The sequence below is a fragment of the Bacteriovorax sp. HI3 genome (assembly GCF_059738875.1).
The window spans coordinates 1,436,615-1,449,046 of sequence record NZ_AP026946.1 but is presented as its reverse complement, the minus strand read 5'-3'; the positions used below and the strand labels follow the sequence as shown (position 1 = coordinate 1,449,046).

Genomic DNA, 12,432 nt, shown 5'->3' with positions numbered 1-12,432 from the left:
TAAACAGGACTTATGATAACGGCAAAAGCTCAAGAATGCGATAGCTCACGGATAAATTCTTGATAAACTTGAGATTCTGAAAGAAGCTCTGCATGTTTTCCAGAGTTAATCACTCGGCCTTTTTCCATAACCAGGATTTTGTCGGCGTTGATAATAGTCTCAACCCTATGGGCCACGATAATAGTCAACGAGAACTCCTGAATAAGGAGAATACATTCGCGCAGGGCCAGTTCCAGCTCTGAGTCCAGGGCCGATGAAATCTCATCAAAGAAAACAATATTCTTCTTTAAGTAACAAGCACGCACCCCAGCAAGAAGCTGCTTTTGACCAAGCGAGAGTTTAGAAGGAATGATTTTCTCATGAGTGCTGACGCCCATGGTTTTAAGATAAGGAATGCTCTCTTCAAGTTTTCTCCACGCCTCTTCAAAATGGGCCACTTCTTTTGGATCTAAATCGCGCTTTAGCGTGATATTAAACATCAGCGACTCACTGAAGATATGGGACTCTTGAGAAACAATGCTGACTTCCTGGCGGTACTCATCCAGGTCTTGAATCCCAAGATGGTACTCGCGCCCATCAGAATTCATCGTTAAATCAACGATCGCTTCTTTGGCCACTAAGTTTCCAGCAAGGATATTTAACAATGTCGATTTCCCTGAACCCGAAAGACCTACGATACCAATAAGCTCTCCAGGGTTTCCTGAAAAATGAATGTCCTGAAGTGAAAAATGATCTCTCACTTCTTCTGCTTCATCAGCGTTTTTCTTAACTCGTTTAGGGTAAGTAAACTTAGGAATCGAAACATTCATCTGCACAAGTTTGCAGTGGTGCTCTTCCGATAAAAGTTGGTTTTTCCCAACGACAATCTTCATCGGCATGTCGTTTAGAAAGTGTTGAATGCGGTCAATCCCCGTCGCTGCTCTTTGGATGTTGGCAATCTTGCCGGAAATTTCTTTGATAGGGTTAATCGATCTTTGAATTAAATCAACGATAGCAAAAATCAAAGCAGCTTCTGTAAGACCCGTGTATGGGAAAATAAAAATCACCAATGCCAGAAGAATCGGATAAAGCGACTCTGCACACGCATAATAAGCGGCATCCATGTTGTTGGCCTGATTTTGTTTTTCCAGAAAATCTTCGAAGGCCATATTTGACTTCACCGAAGCGTAGTTGTCGTGGCGGGTGTAATACATCTGATGAAACCCACCAAGAACGTTCGCTGTTACACGGTTGACTTTCGCCTGCGCGTTTCTGAGTCTCATAAAAATATCGCGCATTAACTGCGATCCCCAAATCAAGAGAATCGTCGCCAGGATTTCGGCCCCACTAATAAAAAATCCAGTGAACTTGTGAAGTGTAATAAAACCGATCAAACAAGAAGCGACAAAACACAGGTCGATAAAAATCCCGAATGACCCCGATGTGATCAAATCGCGAATCGCTTCCGTATCCGACATAATTCTCGAGAGAATCTCTCCCTGCGGGTATTTTTCGCTGTCGTGTTCGTTTGATGAAAGCCATCTGCCATAAGTCTGAGTGCGGGCATACTGAATCAGTAAGCGCACGTACTTATTCACTCCCAATTGATAAACGACGCGGTTAACATAGACGGCAACGAAGTTAATAAATAAGGCCATTAAGGCCTGGTTAAAAAGTGTGTTGTCATCGTAATGAGTAGAGAGATTGGCGATAAGTTTTGGAGTCTGGACTCCAAGATAGGCCGACAGGATAAGGCACACGAGCACCAGTCCCATCATCACTTTCGATCCCTCGAAGAAAAATAAACTATACCATTTGTTTTTGGAAGTATTCATACGTTTTGCTGTTTTCTTTTAATAATTGGTTCACTTGGCCTTCTTCAATAATCCCTTCTTCTTTATCGATAAAGATCAGGTAATCAGAATGTCTGACGGTCGAGAGCCTGTGACTGGTGAGAATTAATGTTTTATTTTTCATCATCGGCTGCTTTTTAAGCTCCTGGATGATTTCTTTTTCTAAAATCAAATCAACTGATGAGAACGGGTCGTCCCAAATCAAGATGTCTGCTCCGCTCATAAGGCTTCGGACTAAACTTAAACGTTTGGCCTGGCCACCTGAAAGGCGTTTGCCGTTTTCCCCTACTTCCATCTTCATCAGATTTTCCATATTGGGTTCAAGATAATCAAGGCCCAGGATTTTAAGCATCACTTTGGCATGTTCGCGTTCTTCATCGCTCTCTTTTTTCCCGAGGAAGATATTTCTCTCCATCGTGTCATTGAAAATATACGGGTCCTGTGCAACAAGAGAAATACTCTGTCCTCTTTGGCGAAGCACTTCCGCAAGCTTTAAAAGGATTTCACTTTTTCCGTGTCCTGTTTTAGCAATCAACACGTTCCAGGCATCGGGTTTAAAACTCACGCCAAGAGCTCGGTCCCAAAATGGAAGTTTGTAATTGTTATCAGTCAGAGTTGTATTTAGGTTTTTTAATTTCTCTTCTGCTTCAACACTAGTTGTAAGTGTCAGGTCTAAATCTTTTAGTCGTCCCCAAGATGCGTGTGAGCGAGACACCACCACACCGATCCAAGACAGGTACCCCATTGGCTCCATAAAAAGGAAAACAAACCCTGAAAACAGGATGAGAGTCGTTGCCCCCAAGTCGTAAGACTTGATGATGTAGGCCCCCCATAACATCGACAACCCCACTCCCAACGAGATGAGTGGCATTGTGATCGAAATCCCCAGGGATGAACGATAAAAGTAATAAAGCTCTTTAAGTGAAAGCTCCCCGAAGAGTTCCATGAAAGAAGCTTCAGCATGGAAGTTTTTAATCGTTCTTTTTCCAACGTAGCTTTCCATGATCAGGTTCTGCACTTCACCCTGCATATCCTGAGTGAGCTTAAAATACTTTCTGTTTTTTGAAACGATCACCGTAAAAATAATGAAAGCTCCAAGCATCGGAGTTAAGGCCAAAAGTAAATGAGGGTTAAAACTCACCATCTTGGGAATCAAGATAAAAAACGCGATCACAAAGTTGGCCCCTTGAAGTCCAACAAATCCGATAAGCGCTCTGATCTGATCAATATCCCCTGAAAGGTACTGGAAGAGCTGTCCGGCGTTTAAATGGCGAAAACGCTGAGGTGTATTTGATTCTAATTTCTCTAGAAGCTCAGAGCGCAAGTATTTCTGTAGCAGTCTTGCTGGAAAGAAAAATAAAATACGCGAAGATGTTCTAAAAACAATAATCCCCAAGGCACATAGAAAAAATAAACTCGGTTTTAGTTCGTTGTTATTTTTTGCTACATAATCCGCGAGCTCTTTGGCCATGAAAGGCAATTCACTCTGAATCTTGTGAGTCAAAATGAGGGCAATGACGCCGAAGAAATAGTAAACTTTGAACTCTTTTAGCTGGTTCCAAAGCATACCAGTGAAATTCATTAACATTCGATTTTTTTGCATGCCTAAATATAATGAGGAAGAAACTTTAAGGCACGAAAAAAACTCGTTAACTCATTGCGGAAAGTTTGACAGCAAAAGAACTAACTTTTACTATGTGTGCTCGATACAAATTCCATACAGGCGGATAGCTCAGTGGTAGAGCGCTTGGTCGACATCCAAGTGGTCGTAGGTTCGATCCCTATTCCGCCTACCATTTTTAAATAGCAATTAAATCTTTTCTATTTTTAGAAGTTCCAATGGCCATCTTCACATAGCGCTTCAGGCGATTGAAATCGATAGGTTTTTCCAGGAAATAAATCCCTTCCATTCCTTTTATGGCGACAGGTAAATCAGGAATCAGTGCTGAGACCATGATAACCGGAGTGTGCTGATTGATACCTGGTTTAGTCCTAATCGCTGCGATTAAATCACCACCATTTAAAAACGGCATGCCGTGATCAGTGCAGATCAGATCGAACTTTTGAAGGTAAGACTCCGCAAAACCTTCCAGCCCATCGGTAGCGAAAGTCACATGTCTGAAACCTAGTTCCCTCGTGAAGACTTCTTCCAGGATCTCGCGGATCTCTTTTTGGTCTTCAACAATCAGGACTCGGCTCATGAGACTTCCTTTTTACTTTTTTTTTCATTGGTAAGAATAGTGATACGCTCAGCGATTTGAGTCAGTGGTTCAACATACTCTGCTGCTCCAATGTGAATCGCTTCTTTTGGCATTCCGAATACAACAGATGTTTCTTCATCCTGAGCAATCGTGCGCACACCAAGTTTACGCAGCTCCAGCATCCCCTTAGCACCATCTTTCCCCATCCCCGTTAAGATAACGGCAACAGTGTGTGTGTAAAGTGACTTGGCCACTGTTAAGAACATATAATCAACTGATGGTTTGAAACGGTTGACCGGTTCATCATCATTGATTTCCACATAAGTCTTTCCAGACTTGTGGACCATTTTCATTTGAGTTCCACCAGGAGCAATCAGTACGCGGTTTGCTCTGACTTCATCTCCGTTTTCTGCTTCTTTAACTTCAAACGGACACAGATCGTTCATTCTCTTGGCGAAGGCCAAAGAGAAGACGGCCGGGATGTGCTGAACAATCAGCATAGGAGGAATTTGATTGGGAAGCGCCGTTAAAATATCGCGAATCGCTTCTGTTCCACCTGTTGAAGACCCAAGAACAATAAGTGAATCAAGGTTACAGACTTCTCTGGTCTTTACACTTTGTGGTCTTTCACGTCTCGATTTTTTGCTTAGGTTCGCCATCGCCGCTGTTCTGACTTTTTCCAGGATGAAAGGCGTAACTTTTTCAATCTCACTCATCTCTGGTTTCTGGATGTAGTCAACGGCCCCATTTTCCAGAGCGTCTAAAACCATCGGTCCTTCGGCCATACTGATTGAAGAGATCATGACAGTCGGGATTCCGTATTTTGGAGCAATGATTGTTTTTAACAACGTCACCCCGTCCATTTCCGGCATGTGGATATCAAGGGTGATAACGTCTGGTTTGTGTTTTTGAATCAGTCCTTCTACATCAGAAGGCTTTTCTGCCATCGCGCACACTTCAAACATCGGGTCACTTGAAAAGATTTTTGAAAGAATCGTTCTGATGGTTTTTGAATCATCAACCACCAGGACTTTAAACTTTGAAGGCATTGCTTTTTTCGCAGCAATCGGTGTGACTGCAGCTGCAGGTGCGGCCCCTTCAATTGAAACGCGGACTTTATTCAGTTCAGGAAGGTAGAAAACTTCAACCTGCCCGTTCTTCTCAATTTTCTTTACGTTCTGAAACTTCTTAACTTCAAAAAAAGGAGCGATCTGATCGATGCTTTTTTGCAAACCAATCATTTTCACTTCAATCTTTGAAAACTCAGAATTGAAGTACTCTCCGACAAACATAAAGATCTTTTCATACGACTGCACCGAAAGCTCTGTGCGCTTTACCGAAAAAGCGACACTTTCCTGATTCGTATGATGGAAAGAGATAAAGATATCACCAGGAAAAAGAGTCACCAGGAACTCTCCTCCGTCTTTTTTCGTCTGTGGTTGTAATGAACGCATCTTCTTCATTGATTACCTGCCCTTTATTTCGTGCTCAGGTAACGACATGACATATACGGGAAACTGGTTGCCGGAACAACGTCCGAAGCTTTCGCTTTCAGCGGGTGTTTCGCATTTGCTTTTTCCCCTAAGTCTTCCAGTAGAAGCTCTACGCCTTTCCACTCTCCCACCAGCTTAGCTGCGTGAGCAGATGTGTTTCCGTACGTCATAATCGACGTTGGAAGTGTTCCGTACTTCTTGTGTAGAAGTGCGAAGTATTTCTTGAAGTCTACGAAGTAAATTTTGTTCGCTTCAAGTTTAGTATCAATATTATCAAAGAAGACCACTGTCTTTTTGAAATCTCTCTGGTGCTCTTTTACAATCCCTTCCAGGATCTCGCCCTGACCTTCAAAGAAAATCATTGTCGGTGGCTGAGAGTTGTCCAGGTCGTGGAAAAATGACTTCATCACTGGCAGGTCTGATAAAGACCCCAGGATAAGGCGCATTTTCTTCTCTGGATTAGCGATAACAAATTTCTTCTGGTTTTCTTTATCAAAAGAAGACACTGCCGTTTTTCTCTGAGAGCTTCCAGCGATTGAGCGAAGTTTTGTTCTGATCTCTTCCCCGCGCTCTTCTAAGTTTGTCAGCGCTGGTTTTTCTACGTAGTCACTTGCTCCGAATTTAAATGCTTTCATTGCTGTATCAGAGTCAGCACGTGAAGCAGAAGAAATAATCATTACCGGAGGGTGAGTGCTCGTATGGTTTTTCTCCAGATAAGTCACCCCATCCATTTCTGGCATGTGAATATCGAGAGTCATTAAATCTACTTTTACTGTTTTTAGTTTTTCCATTGCATCTTTACCGTTGATTGCTGTCGCAACAACTTCAAATCCATGCTCTGGAACAAGGACTTTCTTTAGAAGTGTAAGGATACTTGGTGAGTCGTCCACACACATAACTCTTAACACGGCCGGAGTGTAAGACACAGGTGCAGCTGCCACTGGTGCCACTGTAGACACTGATGGTCTTGCTCCCATTGGTAGCACGTTGCTTGCCGGTTGTGGTGCGGCCGCCGGTACTGCATTTTTATGAACGTAAGCAGAAGGCCCGATCGAAGCGATATCCAGCTTCATCCCCGAAAGAGGCTCTGAAATCCCTGAGAAGTACAGCCCGTGTGGTTGTAGCCTTGCCAGAAGATCTTTTGAGATCGCTTCTACCTGATGTGTTTCAAAATAAATGAAAACGTTTCTACAGAAAATAACGTCGAATTTTGAGTCTTTCACCGCTTCAGAAACTTTTAAAAGGTTTCCTGGTCTGAACTCACATTTAGTTTTTAAATTTGATTTAACCTTGGCGTACATAGCGATATCGCCTGTCCCCTTGGCCCAGTTGTTCCCCATGAAGTTCATCGGGATTTCTTTGATTTCGTTTTGGTGGTAAACACCATTGTTGGCAATCTTGACTGATTCGCCATCGATGTCTGTCCCCAGGATTTTAAACGACACTGTCGGGTCGATTTGCGGAAGATGGAAATCTAAAAACATCGCCAGCGAGTACACTTCGTGTCCTCTACTGCAGGCCGCTGACCATACAGACAGGGTCTTGTCTCCGCGTTTTTTTACATGGGAGACAAGTTCCGGAAGTTTCGCCTTTAAAATTTCAAAGTGCGGAAATTCTCTGAAGAAAAAAGTATGGTGAGTTGTAATGAGTCCGACGAGAATGTAAGATTCGTGATCTAAGTTCTGATCGATGTATCTCATATATTCATCGGCAGTCTTTAGCCCCAGCTCCATCATGCGTTTTTTAACTCTCGTCTCTACCATGTAGGCCTGTTTTTCACCTAAACGGTTCCCCGAGATTTTATGCACAACAGTTGAAACTTTTTCAATCAACGATACAAAATCTTTACTTACACTACCAACTGCCGCCTGACTCATTACACACCTCTAAAAATTAACTTTCAACTCTAAATAAAAGAAACGGCCAATTAAGCAGCTCTCTTAGTTCCACTGATAGCTTCCATATCTTTAAGGTCAAGAACCTTAGCGATGTCTAGAAGTACTGTTAGTGAATTTTCTTTCTTATAAACACCAAAGATAAAATGCGTGTTGATTTGGTGTTCAACTTCCGGCATTTCACTTACGTCTTCAGAAGAAAAAGCTAGGACTTTGTTGATTGAATCTACAACCACACCAATGTTCATTCCACCGATGTCAACGATGATAACGGCTTCTTCTTTATCCTGACGGGCATCTACTTTTAGTTTTTTTCTAAGGTCGACAACTGAAATAACCTGCCCTCTTAGGTTCATAATTCCCAGGAAGTGCGTTGGTGATTTTGGAATCGGTGTCGTGTCCGGCACAGAGATAACTTCTCTTACCATTAGTAAAGGAATTGCATAATCCTCTTGACCAAGACTAAACTCGATAAAACGGCTTAGTTCTGATGTTCCTGCTCTCTTCATTTTTGTAACGTTGTCTTTTTCCATTGTTTTGTCTCCTCTTTCCTATGCTGCCATTTCATCAATAAAGTTCGTCTTCTTCTTTTTCATCGATCCTGCAAACAGTTCCATTAAATCCAGAATGAATGCCGGGCGGCCATCCCCAAGGATCGTGCTTCCCATAAACCCTTTCTGGTTTTTAATCTCATCACCAAGTTTCTTAATAACAACCTGCTGTTGGTGAAGAATGTCATCCACCAGAACTGCAAAGTTTCTTTCATCAGAGTTAACGATGATGGCAATCTGCTCGTGCAGCGGTTTTTCTGCCATATTTCTCTGAAGAGCTTTTGAAATTTTAAATAATGGAAGAACCTCTCCTCTGATCTTAAGACAGTCACCCACACCATTTACATGGTGGACGATGTCCGGAGTTGGAGAAAGTGATTCATACACTTGTCCAAGAGGAATGATGTATCTTTCTTCTCCGATCTTTGTAACCATCCCTTCGATGATTGCCAGAGTCAGAGGCAGGATAACTTTAAACACTGATCCTTTTCCGATTTCAGAGATAACTTTTACTTCCCCTGAAAGCTTTTCGATGTTGGTTTTAACAACGTCCATCCCTACACCGCGTCCTGAGATTTCAGAAACCGCATCTTTCGTCGAGAAACCAGGGTGGAAAATAAGGTTGATGATATCGTCATCGCTCATTGTAGCGTTGGCCGAGATAACTCCCTTCTCAATTGCTTTTTCACGGATGATTTTTGGGTTGATCCCTTTACCATCATCGCTGATCTCGATAACCATGCTATTACCTTCGTGGAAGGCCTTAATCGTCACTCTTCCTTCTTCTTCTTTACCGCTGGCCAGACGACCTTCAGTCGTTTCAAGACCGTGGTCAACAGCGTTTCTTACGATGTGAACAAGAGGGTCTGCTAAATGCTCAAGAACTGTTTTATCAATTTCCGTCTCTTCACCTACTAACTCCAGGTGAACTTTCTTCCCAAGAGTTTTCGATGTATCGCGGACAATTCTCTGCATCTTCTGTAGAGTCTGCTTCAATGGAACCATACGAAGGCTCATTGAAATGTTCTGGATTTCTTTTGATAGTTTTGCCAGGTGAGAAAGCGACTTTAACATCGTCGGGTTCTCAACTTCATCTCTGTGCTGGTTAAGCATCGTTTGGATAATAACAAGCTCTCCAACAACGTTATTGAGAAGTTCTACACGAGATAAACTCACGCGGATACTGTCGTCTTCAGAGTTTCCTTTTGCCGGAGCTGCGGCCTTTTTATGTTCATCGTGTTTTGCTTCAGACTGAGCGGCAACCGGAGCCGGAGCTGCAGCCGTCTTTTCTCCAGGGAAGAAAGACTCTGCTCTCTTTTCCTTTTGCTCCATCGTCAGAACTTCTGCCGGTGCATTTAGGTTTTGCTCAAAGCTTTCAAGAAGAGCAATGTCTTCTGCTGAAATTGTTTCTTCTTCTTGCTGTTGTTCTTCAACATGAGCAGATGCTGCTGGTGCAGATGGTGCTGCTGCCAGGTTTCCGCTCAGTGCAGACTGGATCTTCTCGATGATTTCTTTTGAATCAAAACGCGAGTTCAAATCCATGTTCAGCATTCTGATCATGACACTCACGTGGTCGTTACACTCTAGTAGAAGTGAAACGATGGCATCAGTAATTTCTAACTGACCCTCTTTAAGTTTTAAGATTAAGTTTTCAAACTCGTGTGTGAACTCGGCCACATCACCAAATCCTACTGCACGCGAAGTTCCTTTCAGGTTGTGTGCCAGCCTGAAGATCTGATTCATTAAATCAGCATTGTTCTTGTCTCCTTCAAGCGCCAGGAATGCCTGCTCTGAATCGTCCAGGAGCTGAAGTGCTTCTGTTAAAAAATCTAACTTAACTTCTTTTTCAAATTCATCCATAAAACCCTTCTTTTTCGTGTGGGAATTTAATTTTTTCCATATGATTTATCGGCATCTCAAAAAGCAGGGTTAGAAATTTTTCACTAAATTTTCGCAGAGATTAGGCGCCTAATACGCTGATATGTGCTAAAAATTCTTTTCCGACTTAATTCGTCATACTGAGTTTTTTTTTGATTCTTGTGCATTATCGGATATAATAGCTCCACTTTTCTTACCCTTTTTATTTAGGAAACTTATGAGCCAAATCGTGATCAATAAAGACCTGGCAAAGGCCATCGCAGACTTTCAACTTCCGGAGAATTTAGGATTCGGAAATGTCATGGCACCAGTGATGGCGAGTTGCTCATATGAGAATGGAAAATGGGGTCCACTTGAACTTCTTCCTTACGGGCCGATCACAATGTATCCAACAGCGAAAGTGCTTCACTACGCTCAGGAAATTTTTGAAGGAATGAAAGCTTATCGTGTGAACGGAAAAAGTCCTTTTATTTTCCGTCCTGAAGAAAATCACCTGCGCTTTAATCGCTCCGCTGAAAGAATGGCGATGCCACACGTCCCTTACAATATTTTCATGCAAGCGGTTTTAGATGTAACTGCTTATTCATCAAACTTTGTTCCAAGAAGAACTGGCGAATCGCTTTACCTTCGCCCCTTCATGTTTGCTTCGGAAGAGTCTCTGGGAATTAAACCTGCTGAAAAATTCAAGTTCATGGTTATCGCTTCTCCCTCTGGTTCATACTTCTCTGGAGCAGGACTCTCGGTTTACATTGAAAGAGAAAATGCCCGCGCTTTCCCTGGAGGAACAGGGTTTGCTAAAACTGGTGGAAACTATGCTGCTGGATTAGCTGCGGCCATTACTACAAAAAATTTAGGATTCGTTCAGACGCTATGGCTGGATGCTGTTCATAAAAAATACATCGAAGAAATGTCGGGAATGAACGTTTTTGTTGTCATCAACAATGAACTTCACACATCGACTCTAGGAGATACAATCCTGGATGGTATTACCCGCAAATCGCTTATCACTCTGGCGCAGGACCTTGGTTACAAAGTTGTTGAGAGAAAAATTGATGTGGACGAAATGCTTGCAGATATCAAGTCTGGCAAGTGTACAGAAGCGTTTGCTTGCGGTACTGCGGCCATCATCACTCCGATCAATTATTTTGGTGAGGCCAATGGCGATAGATACCCACTTCACTACCCTGATGGAAAAATCTCAACTATCCTGAGAGAAAAGCTTCTCGCTATCCAGGAAGGCCGCGAACAGGACCCATATAAATGGGTCACTGTTGTCGAACCAAAAACAATTTAATTAAAAGTGGATTGTAGGCAGAACTAAAAGGCAAATCACGCCGACGATTGTCGGGACCAGTGCCCACAGAAAAAGCCTGACAGGGTTGATTCCATCGGCCCCAAAAGTATCTTTTAGAATTCCAAATCCAGCTGGATTTGGGGCATTGGCAATGACGGTTAAGCCCCCACCTGCAACTGCTCCGGCCACAAGGGAGTACTTTGAAGACTCCGAGAGCTCAACTAAACTTCCTAAATAAGTCAGGGCCGCATTGTCGGTAATTGCTGTTAAAGAGGTTGCTCCAAGAAACAAAGCAAGGTCACTCATGCTCGATAAAAGCGGCTTTAACCACCAAGCCTGAACTCCACCCAGGGTCACTAATCCGGCCAGGAAAAAGGCCACGAGAAATGACGTTTTGATTTTTAGCGGGTCCTGAAACTTCTCTGTAATTTTCACAAAACCTAAGAAGAATGCAAACACACCAATAAAAACTTTTGGATGATGGGCCGTATAGACAACTAAAAATAAAAAGAGAACATGGGCCGTAATCTTCCACCACGCCGGTTCCATATAATCGGCCTTTCTCTCTTTTTGTTTTACATAACCTTTAAGTTCTTTTTTAAAGAAAAAAGCATAAAGCGATGTTGAAATCAAAATGGCCAGAAGAGACTTATAACCAAAGTGCTCCAGCATGTAGAGCGTTCCCCAATTCCATTTGCTGGCCACCATAAGGACAGGCGGGGCCGCAAAATGCGTTAGAGTCCCACCAATAGAGACGTTAACAAATAAAAGACCGAGAGTTGCGTATTTAAATTTTAATGAGACTTGAGTTTTATAAAAAGCATCCAAAAGAATGAGTGCTGTCACAGTCATGGCCGCAGGCTCAGTAATAAACGAACCTAAAACCGGACCGACAATTAAGGCCGACAGGTAAAAGGCCATTTTTTCATCAACCATTGGAATCAATCGGGCAAAAAAGCCAATAACTTTTTCCGCCAGAAGAATCACTGGTCTTGTCGCTGCGATACACATAATGACAAAAACAAAAGCAGGCTCAGTGTAATTAAGAGAGTCAATGTATGAAATGGCAGATTCAGGTCCGCTTAGAAAAAGATAGAAGCCAATAAAGACCAAGGCCCATAGACCAAAGACAACTTCGACTTCTGCCAGGTAGTGCCAGATATTAGCAGCGAAAGAACCTTTCGGTTTCTGGTCAGCAATGTGTTCAAACTTGCTGACCAGAAAAGTGTGAATAATGGCGATGAAAAAAAGCGCCGTTCCGACAATCTCGAGCGTCGTCACCTGCACT

9 protein-coding genes and 1 tRNA gene are annotated in these 12,432 nt (G+C 42.7%); 2 read left to right on the top strand and 8 right to left on the bottom strand.

The window, feature by feature from the left end; translation table 11 throughout:
* Nucleotides 1–29: 29 nt before the first annotated feature.
* Together AC6JA8_RS07255 and AC6JA8_RS07250 are read right to left on the bottom strand one after the other, a co-directional pair.
* The gene (locus AC6JA8_RS07255; RefSeq protein ID WP_497976462.1) at nucleotides 30–1,814 is read right to left on the bottom strand and encodes an ATP-binding cassette domain-containing protein; all 1,785 of its coding nucleotides are present in this window, start codon (nucleotides 1,812–1,814) and stop codon (nucleotides 30–32) included.
* Entirely contained in the window at nucleotides 1,786–3,420 is a 1,635-nt protein-coding gene (locus AC6JA8_RS07250; RefSeq protein WP_497976461.1) for an ABC transporter transmembrane domain-containing protein, read from the bottom strand. The genes AC6JA8_RS07255 and AC6JA8_RS07250 overlap by 29 nt, the downstream gene beginning before the upstream one ends.
* A 133-nt stretch (nucleotides 3,421–3,553) precedes the next feature.
* Between AC6JA8_RS07250 and AC6JA8_RS07245 the strand changes: the two genes are divergently transcribed.
* Nucleotides 3,554–3,628: transfer RNA gene (locus AC6JA8_RS07245), tRNA-Val, on the top strand.
* Between the two features lie 3 nt (nucleotides 3,629–3,631).
* On the opposite strand, the gene AC6JA8_RS07240 is transcribed toward AC6JA8_RS07245, so the two are convergent.
* Genes AC6JA8_RS07240 through AC6JA8_RS07220 form a run of 5 tightly spaced genes read right to left on the bottom strand, consistent with a single transcriptional unit; the run spans nucleotide 3,632 to nucleotide 9,832 of the window.
* Nucleotides 3,632–4,033, bottom strand: coding sequence for a response regulator (locus AC6JA8_RS07240; RefSeq protein ID WP_497976460.1), 402 nt, complete (start codon nucleotides 4,031–4,033; stop codon nucleotides 3,632–3,634).
* Complete coding sequence (locus tag AC6JA8_RS07235) at nucleotides 4,030–5,496, bottom strand: protein-glutamate methylesterase/protein-glutamine glutaminase (protein ID WP_497976459.1); 1,467 nt, start codon at nucleotides 5,494–5,496, stop codon at nucleotides 4,030–4,032. Before AC6JA8_RS07235 ends, AC6JA8_RS07240 begins: the two co-directional genes overlap by 4 nt.
* 14 nt (nucleotides 5,497–5,510) lie before the next feature.
* The gene (locus AC6JA8_RS07230) at nucleotides 5,511–7,403 is read right to left on the bottom strand and encodes a CheR family methyltransferase (protein ID WP_497976458.1); all 1,893 of its coding nucleotides are present in this window, start codon (nucleotides 7,401–7,403) and stop codon (nucleotides 5,511–5,513) included.
* 50 nt (nucleotides 7,404–7,453) lie between these two features.
* Nucleotides 7,454–7,954, bottom strand: coding sequence for a chemotaxis protein CheW (locus AC6JA8_RS07225; protein ID WP_142409663.1), 501 nt, complete (start codon nucleotides 7,952–7,954; stop codon nucleotides 7,454–7,456).
* A gap of 18 nt (nucleotides 7,955–7,972) precedes the next feature.
* Nucleotides 7,973–9,832, bottom strand: coding sequence for a chemotaxis protein CheA (locus tag AC6JA8_RS07220; RefSeq protein ID WP_497976457.1), 1,860 nt, complete (start codon nucleotides 9,830–9,832; stop codon nucleotides 7,973–7,975).
* A 235-nt stretch (nucleotides 9,833–10,067) separates the two neighbouring features.
* On the opposite strand from AC6JA8_RS07220, the gene AC6JA8_RS07215 reads away from it, so the two are divergent.
* Complete coding sequence (locus AC6JA8_RS07215; protein WP_497976456.1) at nucleotides 10,068–11,144, top strand: branched-chain amino acid aminotransferase; 1,077 nt, start codon at nucleotides 10,068–10,070, stop codon at nucleotides 11,142–11,144.
* On the opposite strand, the gene AC6JA8_RS07210 is transcribed toward AC6JA8_RS07215, so the two are convergent.
* Nucleotides 11,145–12,425: a putative Na+/H+ antiporter gene (locus AC6JA8_RS07210; RefSeq protein ID WP_497976455.1), complete on the bottom strand. Its 1,281-nt coding sequence runs from the start codon at nucleotides 12,423–12,425 to the stop codon at nucleotides 11,145–11,147.
* Nucleotides 12,426–12,432 lie beyond the last annotated feature (7 nt).